The 18286-nt window shown below is 63.7% G+C and carries 14 protein-coding genes; 9 read left to right on the forward strand and 5 right to left on the reverse strand.

Going from position 1 to position 18286, the window contains the following annotated elements; translation table 11 throughout:
- Nucleotides 1–63 precede the first annotated feature (63 nt).
- Nucleotides 64–1407: a GGDEF domain-containing protein gene (locus RFER_RS20420; protein WP_011466288.1), complete on the forward strand. Its 1344-nt coding sequence runs from the start codon at nucleotides 64–66 to the stop codon at nucleotides 1405–1407.
- Nucleotides 1408–1440: 33 nt separating this feature from the next.
- Here RFER_RS20420 and RFER_RS20425 read toward each other — a convergent pair whose 3' ends face one another.
- Nucleotides 1441–2556, reverse strand: a complete 1116-nt coding sequence (locus RFER_RS20425) for a DNA alkylation repair protein (RefSeq protein ID WP_011466289.1) — start codon at nucleotides 2554–2556, stop codon at nucleotides 1441–1443.
- Nucleotides 2557–2811: 255 nt separating this feature from the next.
- Here RFER_RS20425 and RFER_RS23140 point away from each other — a divergent pair, with 255 nt between their 5' ends.
- Entirely contained in the window at nucleotides 2812–4332 is a 1521-nt protein-coding gene (locus RFER_RS23140) for a diguanylate cyclase (protein WP_279587713.1), read from the forward strand.
- Between the two features lie 28 nt (nucleotides 4333–4360).
- Nucleotides 4361–4927 carry a hypothetical protein gene (locus tag RFER_RS20435; protein ID WP_011466291.1) on the forward strand — a complete coding sequence of 189 codons (567 nt, stop codon included), beginning with the start codon at nucleotides 4361–4363 and terminating at the stop codon, nucleotides 4925–4927.
- A gap of 40 nt (nucleotides 4928–4967) precedes the next feature.
- Here the strand turns inward: RFER_RS20435 and RFER_RS20440 are convergent, their stop codons facing one another.
- Complete coding sequence (locus RFER_RS20440; RefSeq protein ID WP_011466292.1) at nucleotides 4968–5174, reverse strand: hypothetical protein; 207 nt, start codon at nucleotides 5172–5174, stop codon at nucleotides 4968–4970.
- Nucleotides 5175–5455: 281 nt separating this feature from the next.
- Here RFER_RS20440 and gnd point away from each other — a divergent pair, with 281 nt between their 5' ends.
- From gnd to RFER_RS20465, 5 genes are all read left to right on the forward strand, one after another.
- Complete coding sequence (gene gnd, locus RFER_RS20445; RefSeq protein ID WP_011466293.1) at nucleotides 5456–6484, forward strand: phosphogluconate dehydrogenase (NAD(+)-dependent, decarboxylating); 1029 nt, start codon at nucleotides 5456–5458, stop codon at nucleotides 6482–6484.
- On the forward strand, nucleotides 6450–7910 hold the full coding sequence (zwf, locus tag RFER_RS20450; protein WP_244095760.1) for a glucose-6-phosphate dehydrogenase: 1461 nt from the start codon (nucleotides 6450–6452) through the stop codon (nucleotides 7908–7910). The genes gnd and zwf overlap by 35 nt, the downstream gene beginning before the upstream one ends.
- Nucleotides 7911–7978: 68 nt before the next feature.
- Nucleotides 7979–9814 (forward strand): glycoside hydrolase family 15 protein, encoded by a 1836-nt coding sequence (locus RFER_RS20455; RefSeq protein WP_011466295.1) that lies wholly within the window; start codon nucleotides 7979–7981, stop codon nucleotides 9812–9814.
- Between the two features lie 151 nt (nucleotides 9815–9965).
- Complete coding sequence (locus RFER_RS20460) at nucleotides 9966–11516, forward strand: Wzy polymerase domain-containing protein (protein WP_011466296.1); 1551 nt, start codon at nucleotides 9966–9968, stop codon at nucleotides 11514–11516.
- Between the two features lie 240 nt (nucleotides 11517–11756).
- On the forward strand, nucleotides 11757–12839 hold the full coding sequence (locus tag RFER_RS20465) for a Fic family protein (protein ID WP_011466297.1): 1083 nt from the start codon (nucleotides 11757–11759) through the stop codon (nucleotides 12837–12839).
- Nucleotides 12840–13002: 163 nt separating this feature from the next.
- Here the strand turns inward: RFER_RS20465 and RFER_RS20470 are convergent, their stop codons facing one another.
- On the reverse strand, nucleotides 13003–14991 hold the full coding sequence (locus tag RFER_RS20470; protein ID WP_011466298.1) for a bifunctional DedA family/phosphatase PAP2 family protein: 1989 nt from the start codon (nucleotides 14989–14991) through the stop codon (nucleotides 13003–13005).
- Nucleotides 14992–15558: 567 nt separating this feature from the next.
- Nucleotides 15559–16050, reverse strand: coding sequence for a cyclic pyranopterin monophosphate synthase MoaC (moaC, locus tag RFER_RS20475; RefSeq protein ID WP_011466300.1), 492 nt, complete (start codon nucleotides 16048–16050; stop codon nucleotides 15559–15561).
- 221 nt (nucleotides 16051–16271) lie between these two features.
- Here moaC and RFER_RS20480 point away from each other — a divergent pair, with 221 nt between their 5' ends.
- Entirely contained in the window at nucleotides 16272–17918 is a 1647-nt protein-coding gene (locus RFER_RS20480) for a M48 family metalloprotease (RefSeq protein ID WP_011466301.1), read from the forward strand.
- Here the strand turns inward: RFER_RS20480 and RFER_RS20485 are convergent.
- A complete protein-coding gene (locus RFER_RS20485; RefSeq protein ID WP_041791035.1) occupies nucleotides 17886–18239 on the reverse strand; it encodes a phage holin family protein in 354 nt (117 codons plus the stop codon). The genes RFER_RS20480 and RFER_RS20485 overlap by 33 nt on opposite strands.
- Nucleotides 18240–18286: the final 47 nt, after the last annotated feature.

An 18286-nucleotide genomic window follows, 5' to 3' on the forward strand; every position in this document is an offset into this window, starting at 1 on the left:
TATTGGCACGCTTGCGTCGTTTCCCCAACGGGGTCATCAGCCCTCTATTTGAAAACAAGCCCTATGCGGATCAACCTGCTCTTCAGCTTGCGCGGCAAGCTCACTGCGATGCTGCTGCTTGCCAGCTTGACGGCGGCATTGGCGGTGGGCGGAACGGCTTATTGGCTGTTGATGCAAGACTTCAACGCAACGGCACGCGAGACCGCCTTCACCAATTTCCAGACTGATATTCAGGCGTATATCGGCACGTATGGTTCATGGGAAAACGCGCGTCGCAATCAGGTTTTTCACGAGTTTGTGATGCAGCGTCGAGGACCCTCCGGCAGCCTCAACCCCCTGCCAGGTGCTGGCGGCAGGCCTGCCTTGCCGGGAGAAACAGACGCTGGTGAAACACGTCGACAAGGCGCACCCGCGGGCGCTGTCCATCATCGTGACCCGCCTTTTCATTTCATGCTGATTGATACGCAAGGTCATGTGCTGCTTGGGGGCGATGGTCGTCAAGATACTGCGGTGGGCGAGGATCTTCGCCGTCACGCGCGCCCGATCAGTGTGAACGGCAAGGTCGACGTGCTGGCCGTTCCTGTCGGATCGCCGCAACTGAGCACACAGGACAAAGCTTACCTTGGCGCCATGCGCGAGGCGTTGCAGAATGGCTTGCTGGCGGCTTGCGCGCTGACCGTTGTCATGGGGCTTGTGTTCGGTTCGCGCTTCGGTGCGCGGGTGCGCGAATTGACGTCCGCCATTCAATCCATGCGGGCAGACGGCGAAATACTGCAACAAGTGCCGGTGCACAGCCGCGACGAGATGGGGCTGCTGGCATCGGCGTTCAATCGCATGAGCCGCGAGTTGTCCCAGGCGCATTCGGCGTTGCGCAGGACCAACGAGCAGGTGCAGTCGCAGGCTGCGCAGTTGAAAGAGCTTAGCGTGCGCGATCCGCTCACGCAGATGTTCAACCGGCGTTACTTCGACGAGCAGTCTGCGCTGCTGTATCAACAGGCGATGCGCCATGGCTGGTCGGTCAGTGTCATGGTGGGCGATCTGGACTATTTCAAATCGATCAACGATGACTTTTCTCACGCCATTGGCGACGAGGTGTTGCGCCGCGTGGCCCTGATCTTGCGCAAGAATACCCGCAGCACCGATATTGTTGCGCGTTACGGCGGCGAGGAGTTTGTGATCGCATTTCCCGAAAGCACGGTGCAACAAGCTGCCATTCGTTGCGAAGCATTGCGGGCCGCCATCGAGCAACATACATGGCAAGAGGTGCACCCGGAATTGCGCGTGACGATGAGCATGGGCTTGTGCGACGACACCAAGCGCGGTTCGATCGAAAAGATGCTGGCCGCTGCGGACGAGGGTCTGTACGAAGCCAAACGCAGCGGCCGCAACCGGGTGGTTAGCTGTTGAATTGCCGCGATGCAGCTTGAGTGGGCTGGTTGATCAGGCTTGCAGCAACTCGAATGCGCCCAGCGGCTGGGCTTGGCCATTCAGCATCACGTCCAGCTTGTGGAGCCCCGGGTAGTGTCTGCGGGTGCTCATCTGCGCCAGCGACAGTTTTTTGGCCAGCGGCGCGGTCTGGCCGGGTGCCCGTTGCAGGGTTTTGAGCTTGAACACCTTGGCGCGGGTCTGGCCGTTGGCCTTGACGTAATGCACGCAAAAGTCCACCAACACGCTTTGTGCTGAGGTGTGGCAGTTGGTCACGTCAAACTCAATCTGCACGGTGCCACCGGTCACGGCAAGGCGGGGGCTGATCTGGACCTTGGTCACGCTCACGCGGGGCGTCTGGCCAAACCCCAGCACCTGCAGCGCGCCGCTTTCGCCCCGTTTGACGGCGGACCTCAAGGCATGGCCAACGATCCATGCGCGCTGCGCACTGGCACCCTGGAGCCAGGCCTGGGCCGTGTGGACCAGAACGTCCGGGTGGTCCTTGCCAATGTCGTTCAGGTTGTTGGCGACCGAACGCCGCACATACAACTCGGGGTCATCCTTGAGCAGCTCCAGCAGCGCCAATACCGGCGCCGGGTCGGCCTGAAACCGGCGCAGACGCGGTGCCCAGGGCAGCCGGGGGCGCGTGCCTTCGGACACCAGCCGGCGAACGTGTGCACTGGGGTCGCATGCCCATGCCTGAAGCTGACGCAAGGTGGCTTCAGGGTGGTGTTCGATGAACGGGCGGATGCTGAACTCGGCCGTGAAGCGTTGCGTCAAGGCATGTTGTGCCCGCATCGACAGCTCGAAGTGGGCCAGGCCGAACTCAGCCACAAACTGGGTGTGCGGCAGGTACAGAAACGAGGCCAGGCTCTGGCCGGGGTCGCGGCCATGGGCTTGATCCAGCGAGTCCAGCAGGATGGCAAGCGCGTGCGCATAGTCGTCTGGCAAATGGCGACGCAAGGCCTGGGCTATTTTTTTTCCCCGCGGCATCAGCGCCAGCGCGTCGTACCCGTCCAGCACGTCGCTCACAAAAGCCGTGCGGTTGAAAGACGGGTGCACCGCCGAGATCATGGCGGCAATCGCACGCGGCACATCGGCGCCAAACTGGTTTTTGAGGGCTTCAGCCATGGGTGGGTCATCTGGTGGTCATTGCTGGATTGTCCACCCATGACGCGGCCGGTGCTTCGTGGCATCAAGGTGATTTCGCTTAGACTCCTGCCAGAATTGGAAGATGCCGGGGCCAGGTAGGCCCCGCGTCTGCGCGCAAACCATTCTCGTGCCAAAAAACAGGTTGCATACAGCAGGAATTGCCCTACCCGTCTCATGACCCGCTACCCAGAAACACCCCCGAAAACCCGCTGGCTGGTGCGCATGCACCATCGTATGCGTGCCGGGTCGTTGGCCTTGATGTTCGTGGCAAGCGGAATGCATATATTTGCAAAGAACTACGGCGTTGCTGCCTGGGCACTTCTGGCGCTGCTTTTTTTGCTCTATCCCCATGTTCAATATTGGCGCGCGGCCAGAGCCGCCGATAGCGTGAAAACGGAGTTGGACAACCTGCTGATTGACTCTTTTTTACTGGGCCTGTTCATGGCGGCACTGGAATTCCCCCTTTGGCTAAGCTTTGCAGCCATCATGGCCACCTTGACCAATAACGCGGCCAACAAGGGCTGGCCCAGTGTGCCGAAAAACGTGCTGGCCATGCTGGCCGGCGCACTGATATGGGTCACGGTGCGCGGATTCAAGTTCTCGCCCGATACCGGCTGGCCGCTCACGATTTTTTGCATGGTGGGCATCTGCGGCTATGTGCTCGTGATCGGCAATGTCGGATTCCAAAGAAACCTCCAGCTGCGCCGGGTTCGGGAGGAGTTGCGAACGCGTGAACAAGAACTGTTGAAAGCCAACCAGAGCCTGGTCGTCAATCTCCAGGAAATTGAAGCCCTGCAGCAACAGCTGCGTGAGCAGGCCAGCCGGGATTCGCTGACCGCGCTGTACAACCGTCGCTACCTCGACACCACGCTGGACAGAGAACTGGCGAGCTGCAAGCGCGAAGGCAAGCCCCTGTCCCTGATCATGATTGATGTCGATGACTTCAAGAAATACAACGATCTTCACGGCCATCAGGCCGGCGATCAGTGTTTGATCGCCGTTGCGAAAACCTTGCAGGCGAGCGCCAAGCGGGCCAGCGATCTGGCAGCGCGATATGGCGGTGAAGAATTCTTGCTGGTCTTGCCGGGCATGGACGCGACGGCCGCACAAGGGCTGGCCGAGGAGCTGCGCCGGTCCGTCGAAGCGTTGAAGATTCCCCACGAGCAGTCGCGCGGCGGCAGCGTCACCATCAGCATCGGCCTGGCGGTCATGACGAATGACAGCCACAAGGATGTCGCGGGTTTATTGCGCGCCGCGGACGAAGCCCTCTACCACGCCAAGCATGGCGGGCGTAATCAGGTTCGCCTTGCTACGCAAACGCGCCGTGCGGCGCGCGTGGCGGAAAGTGTCGCGGTGAATCTGGTTCAACTGGTCTGGCATCCGGCCTACGAATCGGGTCAAGCCGAACTTGACGCCCAGCATCGAGCCTTGTTTGGGCACGTCAACAACATCCTTGCCGCCTTGCTGCTGGAGCGACCGGTCGACGAGGTTGCAGCACTCATTGACACGCTGATTGGCGATGTTGCCAAACATTTTGAGGACGAGGAAAAAATCATTTTGGCCGCCGGTTTTCCCGGCGCAGCGGCGCATGCCGCCATGCACCGTGAACTCATCGCCCACGCCGGCTATCTGGTCAGCCGCTTTAAAACCAGGGACCTTGACAGGGGGGAGCCGTTTCAATTCCTTGCACATGACCTGGTCGCTCGGCACATACTGGGGGAGGATCGTGAGTTTTTCCCCCATTTGAGCGCCTAATGCTGACGACGTGCAACGGAGAACATGAATGCAACGCAGATTCTTTTTGACCGCAGTGCCTTGCCTGGCGCTCAGCGATGCTGCCTGGGCGGCACTGCCGGACGACCAGGCCCCGCCCCACTACACCGTGTCTGCCGCGCAACTGCAGCAGGCGGTGGCACTTCGTTTTCCGCTGCGTTATCCGGTGGCGGGCCTGCTGAATCTGGACTTGCAGGCGCCGCGCCTGCGCCTGCTGCCCGAGCAGAACCGCGTGAACGCCGAGATGGCGCTCGAGGCCGCCGGCCCGGCGCTTGGGCGCCGCCACACGGGCACGTTCGATGTGGACTTTGCGCTGCGCTACGAGGCCAGCGACCGCACCCTTCGCGCCTGCCAATTGCGCTTCAAGCACTTGCACGTCGTCGGCCTGCAGCCAGCGGCATCGGAGTTGCTTAACAGCTACGGATCGACCTTGGCCGCGCAGTCCTTGCGCGAGGTGGTGCTGCACCGATTGCGCCCGCAGGATCTGGCCCTGGCCGATGTCATGGGGATGCAGCCGGGCAGCATCACGGTGACGGACAAGGGCCTGGTGATTGACTTTGTGACCAAGCCGCTGTGACAGCAAGCCGGCCAAGTGAGGCAGGCCGGCCGGAGCTGCGTCATGTTGGTGCGGGTCCGGGCAAGGCGTTCTCGATGTTGTCCAGCGCCTGGCGTATGGCCGCAACGATCAGCCGGTCCGCCAGGGCCTGATCAATGTCGGGCACGTCCCACTCGAAGATCGAGCGGTATTTTTCGACCATTTTCTTCACGTCCGCGTTCAGTCGTTCGCGCTGCGCGTTCAGCTCCAGTTGTTCAATTTTTGCCATGTCGCCTCTCTTTCAGGGGTACAGGTTTGCGGCTTAAAGCGGCGTGAATCGACGTATCGCGGAAAAGCCTTGCCGCCGTTGATTCGCGCTGCAGTGTCTGCACCTTAGTGCGGTCACCCAGAAAGTGTCTGTTCGCTACCGCACCAAAAATGCCTGATCGTGGCGTCAGTGCGGCCCACGTGCACCGGCGCACAGACACACATCCCGCTGCGCGACCACAATCACTTCGGGTACTTCGCCAGTGGAGTAGTCTTGGCCATTTGAACAACAGGAGCCTCACAATGAAAATCGGCATGATCGGACTTGGGCGCATGGGTGCCAGCATGACCACGCGACTGATGCGCGGGGGCCACGACTGTGTCGTCCACGACCAGCACCCGCAGGTGGTTGAACGCCTGGCTGCACTCGGGGCGATTGGCACGGCCTCGCTACAGCAGCTGGTCACAACCTTGCCGCAACCGCGTACGCTGTGGTTGATGGTGCCAGCGGCGGGCGTCGACGCGCTGCTGGCCGAGTTGGTGCCGCTGCTCGACGCCGGCGACATCGTCATCGACGGCGGCAACTCCTACTACCCTGACGACATCCGCCGCGCGGCCGCGTTGCAGGCCTTGGGCATCCACCATGTCGACGTAGGCACCAGCGGCGGCGTGGCCGGACTGGAGCGCGGTTTCTGCCTGATGATCGGCGGTGATGACGACGCGGTGCAACGGCTAAGCCCCGTGTTCAAGACGCTGGCGCCGGGCGCGGGCAACGCCACACCGACGCCGGGGCGCAAGCCAGGCAGCGGCAGCGCCGACCAGGGCTGGCTGCACTGCGGCCCGCACGGCGCCGGCCACTTTGTCAAGATGGTGCACAACGGCATCGAGTACGGTGTCATGGCCGCGTATGCCGAGGGCTTGAACATTTTGCGCCACGCCAACATGGGCAAGCACGCCGCCGAGGTGGATGCGGAAACCACACCGCTGCGCGCGCCCGCGCTGTACCAGTACGAGATGGACTTGCCCGAGATTGCCGAGGTCTGGCGGCGTGGCAGCGTGATCGGCTCCTGGCTGCTCGACCTCACCGCCGCCGCGCTGGCCGCCGATCCGGGCCTGGACGGCTTCGAGGGTCGCGTCTCCGACTCTGGCGAAGGCCGCTGGACGATCCAGGCGGCCATTGACGAGGCGGTGCCGGCACCTGTGTTGAGTGCGGCGCTGTACGCGCGTTTTGGCTCGCGCGGCCAGGCCGATTTTGCCGACCGCGTGCAGTCGGCGATGCGTCACGAGTTCGGCGGCCATGTCGAAAAGCCGGCCCACAAGGCCCCTCGGTAGGCGCGACATGGGTCTGGAGATGCCCGACAGTGCGCAGCGCGCGCCAGCGCCCTCCGACGCGCTGGTGCTCTTTGGCGTGACTGGCGACCTGGCGTTCAAAAAAATCTTCCCGGCGCTCTATGCGATGTGCCGTGAGGGGACGCTGAGCGTGCCGGTGATTGGCGTGGCCTCGTCGGCCTGGACCGTCGAGCAGTTGCGCGAGCGTGCGAGGCAGAGCGTGGAGGCCAACGGCGCCGTGGACGACCCGGGCGCGCTCGAGCGCTTGCTGTCGTTGCTGCAGTATGTGAGCGGCGACTACAAGGAGCCTGGCACCTTCGACGCGCTCAAAAAGACCTTGGGCCAGGCGCGGCGCCCGACGCATTACCTGGCCATTCCACCCGCGCTGTTTTCAAACGTCATCCGGGGACTCGGCAGCGCCGGTCTGGGCGCGCAGGCCCGCGTGGTTGTAGAGAAGCCGTTCGGGCGCGACCTGGCCTCGGCACGCGAGCTCAACCGCGTCGCGTTTGAGGTATTTGCCGAAGACGCGATCTTTCGCATCGATCACTTCCTGGCCAAGGAAGCGATCATGAACATCCTGTATTTCCGCTTCGCCAACTCTTTTCTTGAGCCGATCTGGAACCGCAACCACGTCGCGAGTGTGCAAATCACGCTGGCCGAGAAGTTCGGCGTGCTGGGCCGCGGCGCGTTTTACGAGAGCGCCGGCTGCCTGCGCGACGTGGTGCAGAACCATTTGTTCCAGATCGTCGCCCTGCTCGCGATGGAGCCGCCGGCGTACCAGGGCTTCGATGCGGTGCACAGCGCCAAGGCGAACGTTTTTCAGGCCATGCGCCCGCTGCAACCGACCGACCTGATGCGGGGCCAGTACGTCGGCTACCGCGACGAGCCCCACGTCGCACCGGACTCTGACGTCGAGACCTACTGCGCGCTGCGGCTGCACATTGATTCCTGGCGCTGGGCCGGGGTGCCGTGGTACCTGCGCTCGGGCAAATGCCTGGCCGACACCGCCAGCGAGGTGCGGGTGCAACTCAAGCCGCCACCGCAACGACTGTTCGCGGATGCCGCAGCGGCCGGTGACCATGCCAACTACCTGCGCTTCCATTTGTCGCCGTGTTCGTCGATCGCGCTGGCCGCGCGCGTCAAGCGCGCTGGCAAGGACTTTGTCGGCGAACAACGCGAGCTGCTGTTAACCGAGGAGGAACGCGTCGAAGAAACGCCGTATCAGCGCCTGCTCAGCGACGCGATGGCGGGTGCAGACGCGCTGTTTACCCGGGAAGACGCGGTGGAGGCGGCGTGGGCGGTGGTCGATCCGGTGCTGGAAGACCATCAGGCGGCGCACCCCTATCCACCCGGCAGCTGGGGCCCGCAGGCGGGCGATGCATTGATCGCCGCCGACGGCGGCTGGCACAACCCGGAACCGGCCTGCTAGCCCGGCGCAGCCGTTTCGCGCCGTTCATCCAGGGATTCAGTCAGCACCCACAACAGGCAACAAGCGACATGCCCTTACCCATCCAGGACTATGCACTGATCGGCGACTGCCACACCGCCGCGCTGGTCGGCCGCGACGGCTCGATCGACTGGCTGTGCCTGCCGCGCTTTGACGCCGGTGCCTGCTTTGCGGCCCTGCTGGGCAGCCCCGACCACGGACGCTGGTTGCTCGCGCCGGCCGCTGAAGTGCGCGCGGTGCGCCGGCGCTACCGCGACGGCACACTGATCCTGGAAACCGAATTCGACACTGACGACGGCGCGGTCCGCGTCATCGACTGCATGCCGCTGTCGAAGGAGCGTTGTGACCTCGTGCGCATCGTCGAAGGCCTGCGCGGGCGCGTTCACATGCGCATGGAACTGGTCATCCGCTTCGACTACGGCGCGATCGTGCCGTGGGTGCGCAGGACCGACGGCACGCTGCTCGCCACCGCCGGGCCGGACACGCTGGAGCTGCACACCACGGTGCCGACCCATGGCGAGCAGATGAAGACCGTGGCCGAGTTTGAGGTGGGCGCCGGCGAGCGTATGGCCTTCGTGCTCAGCTACCGGCCGTCGCACGAGGCCCAGCAGCCCCCGATTGATCCCGAACAGGCGCTGCAACAAACACAAGACGATTGGCTGACCTGGTCGCAGCGTTGCACTTACCAGGGTCGCTGGCGCGCTGCCGTGCTGCGCTCGTTGATCACGCTCAAGGCGCTGACTTACCAGTCCACCGGGGGCATCGTTGCGGCGCCCACCAGCTCACTGCCCGAACAGCGCGCTGGCGTGCGCAACTGGGACTACCGCTACTGCTGGCTGCGCGACGCCACCTTCACGCTCAATGCACTGCTGCTCACCGGCTACACCGAAGAGGCGCTCGCCTGGCGCGAATGGCTGCTGCGCGCCGTGGCCGGCAGCCCCGCCGACCTGCAGATTCTTTACAGCGTGACCGGCGTGCGCCGGCTTGACGAAATCGAACTCGACTGGCTGCCAGGCTACGGCCATGCCGCGCCGGTGCGCGTTGGCAACGCGGCGGCCAAGCAGTTCCAGCTCGACGTTTACGGCGAAGTGATGGACACGCTGCACCTGGTCCGCGCCGCCGGCTTGCCACCCGAGCCACATGTCTGGGAGATCCAGCGGGCGCTGCTCGACTTTCTGGACACGCACTGGCAGGGACCTGACGAGGGCATCTGGGAAATGCGCGGGCCGCAGCGCCAGTTCACGCATTCGAAGGTGATGGCCTGGCTCGCCTTCGACCGTGCTGTCAAGGCGGTCGAGCGCTTTGGCCTGGACGGACCGGTCAATACATGGCGGGTCACGCGCGACACCATTCACGCCCAGGTCTGCGAGCTCGGCTTCGATGCGCGGCGCAACAGCTTCGTGCAGTACTACGGCGCGGCCGATCTCGATGCCAGTCTGCTGATGATCCCGCTGGTTGGCTTCCTGCCGCCCGACGATGCGCGTGTGCGCGGCACGGTCGAGGCGATCCAGCGCGAACTCATGGTTGACGGTCTGGTGATGCGCTACGCCACGGCGAGCGGGGTCGACCGGTTACCACCCGGCGAGGGCGCCTTCCTGCCGTGCACGTTCTGGCTCGCCGACAGCCTGGCGCTGATCGACCGACGCGACGAAGCTGAGGCCCTGTTTGAGCGGCTGCTTGCGCTGTGCAACGACGTCGGCCTGCTGTCAGAGGAGTTCGATCCGCGCAGCGGCGACATGCTTGGCAATTTTCCGCTGGCGCTGACCCACGTGGCATTGGTCAACACGGCGTGGCTGCTGTCGCTGCCCCAACGGCAGATCGAAAAATCATGCGAACAAGGGGAACGCCCCGCGGCTGCGGTGCCCCCACCAGTTCAATCACCATGAATCATCTTGTCAACCAGAGACGACGGCATCGCAAAAATGAAACGGCAACCAGGCGAGCTGGACGCCCACATGAGCAGGCTCGAATATACTATCTAAATAGTAGCTATCTGCGCAATGAACACGGGGGCTAGAGGCCTAAAACATCATAAAAATGCCGCACGCTATCCACCGCCCCACGCTGCTGTCTGCATTGGCCTTCCTGGGCCTGGCGCTGCCTTGGCTGAATCCGTTTTCACCCGGACCGACGCCGAACGTCGTGCCCTGGCTCGCCGCGCTGGCGGGTTTCGCCGTCATGCTGCCGTGGCTGGCGCGGGCACGCCCGGCCCAGCTGGCGGCACTGGCTGCCAGCGCCTGGCTGCTGGTGGCGCTGCTGAGTGCGCTGCTGGGCTTGCTGCAGTATTTTGGAGCGACTGGCGCGTTGGAGCCCTGGGTCAACAGCACCAACCTGGGCGAGGCCTATGCCAACCTGCGCCAGCGCAACCAGTTTGCCACGCTGACCAATATCGGCCTGGCGGCCTTGTGGTGGTGGCTGGCGCAGGGTCCAGTCACATCCGCCACGGGTGATGGCGCCGCGCGTTCATCGTTCCTCGGCTGGCGCACGCTAGCGCCGCTGGCGGCGGCAGCCTTGCTGGCGCTGGGCAACGCGGCGTCCTCGTCGCGCACCGGCATGGTGCAATTGCTGCTGTTGACGCTGCTGGCCGGGGTCTGGCGCACCAGTGGCTGGCGCCAGCCCGCCGTGCGCCGGGTGCTGCTGGTGGCCGTGCTGGCCTACGCCGTGGGTGCAGTGGTATTGCCGCTGTTGTTGGGCCAGGATCTCCATGCCAGTGGCATGCTGGCGCGTCTGCAGCAGGGTGACCCGCACTGCGCCAGCCGCCTGACCTTGTGGGGCAATGTGCTGCACCTGATCGCGCAAAGACCGGTGTTCGGCTGGGGCTGGGGCGAGCTCGATTACGCCCACTTCATCACGCTCTACCCGGGTCGGCGCTTTTGCGACATTCTGGACAACGCCCACAACCTGCCGCTGCATCTGGCGGTCGAGTTGGGCCTGCCGCTGGCGCTGGCGCTGTGCGGCACCGGCCTGTGGCTGACCCTGCGCGCCAAACCCTGGCGTGAGTTGGACGCGACGCGGCAACTGGCCTGGTCGGTGCTGGCCTTGATCCTGCTGCATAGCCTGCTGGAGTACCCGCTGTGGTACGGGCCGTTCCAGGTGGCGTTTGGCCTGAGCCTGTGGCTGCTGTGGCGCCATGCAGCGCCCTTGTCACCCCAATCATTTAAGCCTTTTAAGCCACTAACCCCCGTCCTGTCTTCGTTAGTAGCTATCTTAATAATAGTATTTGTGGCGTACGCCGCCTGGGACTATCAGCGCGTCAGCCAGTTTTACCTGAGCCCCAAAATGCGCGCTGAGGCCTATCGCGCGCAGCCGCTAGCAAAGATTCAAAGCAGTTGGCTATTTCAGGACCAGCTGCGTTTTGCCGAGCTCACCACCACCCCTTTGACAGCGGCCAATGCGGCGCACCTGCACCAATTGGCCCTGGACTTGCTGCACTTCTCTCCCGAGCCGCGCGTGATTGAAAAGCTGATCGACAGCGCCACGCTGCTCGGACGCCTTGAGGAGGCGCAGTTTTACCGGCTGCGTTACCAGGCGGCGTTTCCCGACAGCCGGGCAGGCGGGACCTCCGGCACCCTCACAAGGCAAAACTGAAGCTGATCCAGAGAACACCATGGGCTTGCTGACCCGCACTGACATGAACCCAACGCCCACAGTTACTATGCTTTTTATAGCTTCTAACGAATATTCCGCCGAGGCTACAGGCCAATTTGATTAAGGATCTCCCAAGATCACATCCAACATGTATAGAAAATCGCATTTTCTATACATATCCCGGCTAACATGTAAAGAAACCTTTAATTTCCATACACGTTGCTCCCTTCAAGGTCGCCCATGCCCACACTCACGCCGCTTGAACAACTCAAGCCCGCCCGCTTTGAGACGCCCGCCATCCTCAAGAAGCTGGCCAGCAGCAGCCGCAAGCTGGCTGAGCTCAAGGGCATGGCAGCCTCCATTCCCAATCAGGGCATTCTGATCAACACGCTGGCGCTGCAAGAGGCCAAGGACAGTTCCGAGATTGAGAATATCGTCACCACGCATGACGAGCTGTTCAAGGACGATGTGCTGCCCGAAGCCTTTGCCAGCCCGGCGGCCAAAGAGGTGTTGCGCTACCGCCAAGCCTTGCGGGTCGGGTTCGAACTGGTACGCACCAGTGGCTTATTAAGCTGCAACCACATCATCCAGATTCAGGGCGAGCTGGAGCGTAACAACGCAGGTTTTCGCAAACTGCCCGGCACGGCGCTGAAGAACGGCGGCGGGCAAACCATCTACACACCACCGCAAGATCCGGTGGAAATCATCGAACTGATGCGCGGCCTGGAGCGCTTCATGAACGACGCGGACTTGTTTGACGCCGACCCGCTGATCAAGATGGCGCTGATCCACCACCAGTTCGAGAGCATCCACCCGTTTTACGATGGCAATGGCCGCACCGGGCGCATTGTGAATGTGCTGTACCTGGTGAAAGAAGGCTTGCTCGACATTCCGGTGCTGTACCTCAGCCAGCACATCGTGCGCCACAAGGCAGACTATTACCGGCTGCTGCAAAGCGTGCGCGAGGACGATGCCTGGGAAGACTGGGTGCTGTACCTGCTGGAGGCGGTGGAGCAAACCGCCGGTCAAACCATCACCACCGTGCAGGCCATCAAGACGGCGCTGTTCGATTACAAGCAGCGTATTCGCGCCGGCTACAAGTTTTACAGCCAGGATTTGATCAACAACCTGTTCATGCACCCGTACACGAAAATCGACTTCGTGCAGCGGGACTTGCAGGTGTCACGCCTGACAGCAACCAAGTATCTGGAGGCTTTGAGCGAAGGCGGTTTTGTGCAAAAACAAAAAATCGGGCGCGGCAACTATTACGTCAATCTGGCTCTGAACGCGGTTTTGCAAGGCCAGCCTCAAGGCACACCATGACCGAAGACCAACTCGAATGAGAAACGCTCACTTGGCTGGCTGATGTGAGCTGTGCTGCACGCTCGACGAAGCCTTCGCTGTAGTGTCGGAGCGCGTGGTGGACACCGTTGACAAATACCCGCCTGATCTGCAGGGTGCTGCGGTGGCACTGGGCGGCCCCGGCTCACTGAAGGAGCAACACCGCCAGCGCGTCCCGGTGCCTGATCGTCACAGCCACCTTGTGGGTCTGCAGCAGCATGGCAAATTGTGCCGTCGACGCGGCGAAGTCCGGGTCGGTCCTGGCCAGCGTGAGCAGGCCTGCCGGATGCGTCAACCGTTCACGCGTAACCATGCCGACCCACAAGGGCGCAGCGGGGTTGTTTGCCGTGTTGACGCTGTAGGACGAGCGCCAAAGGCGGATCACCAGGCGCTGGGACGGGTCCAGTTCCTGCTCAAAACTCATGGTGGGCGCCTCGCCCTGGTGAAACTTGGCCAGCACCGGGAGCTGTCCGGCCGGCGAGGACGGCAACAACCACAACAGCGCCGCACGCGACGCCCAGGGCGGCGGCCGCTGCCATCCGCCGGCCTGCAGCACCTGCTCGATCCGGTCCGCCGTACCGGCCCATTGCAGCGCCAGCGGCTCCTCGTAATCACCATCCACCTCGGTTCGGCGGGCCAGCAGGCGCAGCCATCCCCCGGACGGCCAATCAGAGAGCGTGACGGTGGCGCCGGCCTGGCGAGGTGCATAGCGGATGACATCCGCGGCCCGGTGCGTCGCCACCACGCCCGCGCCGGCCAGCACCAGCGCCCCCAGCGCGGTGAGCGACAGGGCCCGGGCCGGCAGGCGCTCACCGCGCACATGCTGCAAATAGGCCATGCTCAGCAGCGCGACCCAGGCCGTGCCCAGGCTCAGGCTGGCAAGCACGTCCGACAGCCAGTGCGCCCCGAGGTACAGGCGCGAGAACGAGACGAGCCCGACCAGCAGCACCACCACCAGCGTGATGGCCGACCTGACCCGGGGCGACTTGCCCCGCGCGAGCAGCACCGCCAGGAACCCGTACAGCACGATGCTGGACGCGGCGTGCCCGCTCGGAAAGGAGAACTGCTCCATGCCAGCGTACATGGTGATGGGCCGGGCCCGCCCCAGCGTCAGCTTCAGGATCCAGACCAGCGCCTGGGCAAAGCCGACGGCCGTCAACCAATAGGCCAGCGTGCGCCAGCACCGCTTCAGTGCGAGCAGCAGCGCCACCGCAGCGATCACGGCGAACGCGACCGGCGTGCTGCCGAGTTCGGTGGCGGTGATCATCAGCCGGTCGGCCCAGGCGCTGCGCAGCTGCTGCAAGGCGGTGAACACGACGTGGTCGAACTGCACCAGCGGGTCGTTCGACAGCACATCTTCCAGGATGCCAAGAAACATCCAGGCCCCGCCCAGCAGCAGCAAGGCCGCGATGAGCAGCCCGAGCGACTCCGCCCGCGCAGGGTCGAGCAGCGACAGGATGACGCGCGGCAACACGCCGGGTCTTGCGCGTGCCCAGGCCACCGCGTGATCGCGCCAGCGGATGACCAGCGGCCAGACCCTTCGACGGGCCAGGCGCAACAGCACGGCGCACAGCCACACGGTCGCCACCAATCCGAGCAACAGGATCAACAGACGTGAACTGACCGCGCCGGCAAGTTGCAGCGAAGCGCCGAACAGCACACCGGGCAGCAGGTGCACGCCGGCCCAGGCGATGGCGGACAGGACGTTCACCACCATGAACCTGGGCGCCGGCATGTCGGACATGCCCGCGACGACTGGCACGATGGCCCGCACCGGCCCGAGGAACCGGCCCAGGAACACACTCTTGCCGCCGTTTCGCGTGAAGTACGCCTGCCCACTCTCAAAAAGCGCGGGATACTTTTTCAGCGGCCACAGGTTCAAAAGCCGCTCGTGATAATGACGACCGAGCCAGTAGCTCATGCCGTCGCCCAGCGTGGCGCCAGTAACGGCCGCCAGCGCGGCCCACCATGGGTCAAGGACCTGAAGGCCGACCAGCACGCCGCCAACCACCACCACCGAACTGCCCGGGATGACGGTGCCGATCACGGCCACCGCCTCCAGCAGGGACGCAGCGAACACCGCAGCGAGTGCCAGCAGGGGGTGCTGAGAAAGGGCGTTGATCAAAGCTTGCAAAGGGAACTCCTCACCGGTCGAGGCTCCGGCCGCGCGATCACATGGCACGACGACGGTAGACAAATGTCAATAGCTTAGACACTTCCCGGTCTGAAGTCTGTGCGCTGGCCAGCGCTGGACTTCGGCCAGCTCAAGAAAGGATCTCCCGACGTGTTCGCTGGCGCACAGACAACGCCAACCGGATGGCGCAAAGTCAAGTGCAATGTACCGAAGGGAGCTCGCGCCGTGCCCGCGCTAGCGGTGCTGATACGGATGGGTTGCGCGGGCATTTCGATGTGTGTCAGTTCTTCGTGCCGTCTGCCAGAAAAGCCCGGCCCGGTTCGTCAAAGGCAGATCGCGGCGTTCAGCCTATATTTTTGCCACCTTCAAGGAGTCGATTGATGTACGGAAATTGGCGATCCGGTACACAAAATCCTCTGGTATCGCGGTGGTATGCAGGATTGGGAAAGCCTCGGGCTGACCACGCTCAAGCCAGCGGACAATTGATACAGGTCTTCGCGCAAGCGTGTGTACTTCAGTCGGGCCGCAGTCTCAAGAGAGGCAGAACATCCCCTCTATAGCAAAGACTTAAGTGCCGTTGACAAAACTGCCGGACTTGCCGCCGTGTTTCTCCAGCAGCTTGATGCCCGTCATCACCATGCCGCGGTCCACCGCCTTGCACATGTCGTAAATGGTCAAGAGCGCCACCTGCACAGCGGTGAGCGCCTCCATCTCGACGCCGGTGGCGCCCACGGTCTCCACCGTTGCGGTACAGAAGATGCTGCTGGCCCGCGTCTCATCGGCTTGGTCGGTTTCAAAATCAATAGCAACCCGGGTCAGTGCCAGCGGATGGCACAAGGGGATCAGCTCGCTGGTTTTCTTGGCCGCCATGATGCCGGCAATGCGTGCAATGCCCAGCACATCGCCTTTCTTCGCCGTGCCGGCCTCAATGATGGCCAGCGTGCTGGGCAGCATCTCAATGCGGCCACCGGCGATGCCGATGCGGTGGGTCGCGGCCTTGCCGGCCACGTCCACCATATGGGCCTGGCCCTGGGCGTCAAAATGGGTGAGTGCGTTCATGGAAGAAATTCGTTACAGTTAAAAATTACGGGCGGGCGCCAACTTGACAGAACCTTCATCTTCGCCGCGCATCATACGATGCACACGCTGGCCTGTCGGGTCTGAGGAGACCCGCCCCACGTTGAGCGACCGAACCTTGCCATCCTGTCACCACGCTGCTGCCCACTGAAATTACACCGACGGTATTTATTTTGATCAAAAATATTACATCAAACAAGGCTATGGCCCCCGTCAACAAAGCGTTGTTAGCTATCGTTATAGTAGCTTTTGGCATGACCGACCTGAGCCCGGCACGCGCCCAGTCCACGGGTGCCCAGATCCCGACACTGGGCGACACCAGCGACATGAGCAGCAGCAACGAGCGCCGCCTGGGGGATCGCATCGCGCGTGAAATCTACCGCGACCCGGACTACCTGGACGACCCGGTGCTGGCCGAGTACGTGCAGGGCGTCTGGCAACCGCTGCTGGCGGCGGCGCGCGCGCGTGGCGACCTGTCGCCCGAACTGGCCGAGCGTTTTGCCTGGGAGGTCATGCTGGGCCGCGACCGCACGGTCAACGCCTTTGCCCTGCCGGGCGGCTACCTGGGTGTGCACCTGGGGCTGATTGCCGTGGTCAGCAACCGCGACGAACTGGCCTCGGTCCTGGGGCACGAACTCAGCCACGTCACGCAGCGCCATATTTCGCGCCTGATGGCCAAGCAGGGGCAAATGGCACCCTGGATGATTGGCGCCATGGTGCTGGGTGCACTGGCGGCGGGCAAAAGTGCCGATGCCGGCAATGCGCTGATCGTGGGCGGTCAGGCGGTGGCGGCGCAAAACCAGCTCAATTTCTCGCGCGACATGGAGCGCGAGGCCGACCGCGTGGGCTTTGGCATCATGACCGAGGCCGGCTTCAAAGGGCAGGGCTTTGTCACGATGTTTGACAAGCTGCAACAGGCCTCGCGCCTCACCGACAACGGCGCCTACCCTTACCTGCGCAGCCACCCGCTCACGACCGAGCGCATCGCCGACATGCAGGCGCGGCAGGGCCTGGCTGCGCCAGGGCCGGTCAAAGCCACGCTAACGCTGGAGCACGCCCTGGTGGCGGCGCGCGCCCGGGTGCTGTCCAACGCCGACGTCGACGCGCTGCGGACTTGGCAGGCCGAGGCTGGCAGTGCCGGCCTGAGCACCCAGGCTGCGCCCCGGCAGGCGGGCGTCTGGTACGGCGCCGCGCTGGCCGCCAGCCAGTTGCGCGACTTTGCCCAGGCACGCATCGACCTGGAGCACTTGCGTGGCTTGGTGACGGGCGATGCCAGCGCGACGCGCCTGGCGCGGCTGCTGCAGGCCGAAATCGCCTTGCGCGCGGGTGATGCCGCCGGCGCGCAAACCGCCTTGAACACCATCCTCACCGCAGCGGCCGCGCCCGGTGCGGTCACCGCGCAGGATCAGGCATCGACCACGCGGCGCCCGGAACTGCTGCTGGCGGCGCAGATCGCCCTGCAGGCGGGCCCGGCTGGGCAGACTGACCCGGCTGGCGGCAGCGCCACGATCGCGGCTGTCGCGGTGCGCCTGCAAACCTGGGTCACGGTCCATCCGCACGATGCGCAGGCCTGGCAGCTGCTGTCAAGTCTGCAGGGCGCGCAGCACCAGACCCTGCGCGCCCTGCGTGCGGACGCCGAAGCCCAGGTGGCACGGCTGGATTACGCGGCGGCGGTGGACCGCTTCAAGGCGGCGCAGGCGTTTTCACACCAGCAGCACAGCGGTCAGGGACAAGCGAACGGGGGCGCCAGCCCGAGCCAGGCAGCGGCCGACCACATCGACGAGTCCATCATCGACACGCGCCAACGGCAGGTGCAATCACTGCTTAAAGAACAGACGCTCGATCGCTGAGTCGATCACGACGCCAAACGCCGAGTAGATCAGCGAGCCCCACAGCGCCGCGCCAAAGCCGCGCACGTGAAAGCCACTGAGCACACCCGCGGCGGACCAGAACATCAGCGCGTTGATGACAAACAGAAAGAGCCCGAGCGTGATCACCGTCACCGGCAGCGTCAGCAGCACCAGCACCGGGCGCAACAGCATGTTGAACAGGCCAATGACCAACGCGGCAATCAGCGCAGCCCCGAAGCTGTCGACGACAACCCCGCTGTAAAGATAAGCCACGGCGAGCAGGGCGGCGGCACTGAGCAGCCATTTGGTGATGAGTTTCATGGCGCAAGAATAGCACCCGACAGCGGGCAAGGCATGACGGTTGTCAA

It is taken from the genome of Rhodoferax ferrireducens T118 (assembly GCF_000013605.1).
In the GTDB taxonomy this organism is placed as follows: domain Bacteria; phylum Pseudomonadota; class Gammaproteobacteria; order Burkholderiales; family Burkholderiaceae_C; genus Rhodoferax; species Rhodoferax ferrireducens.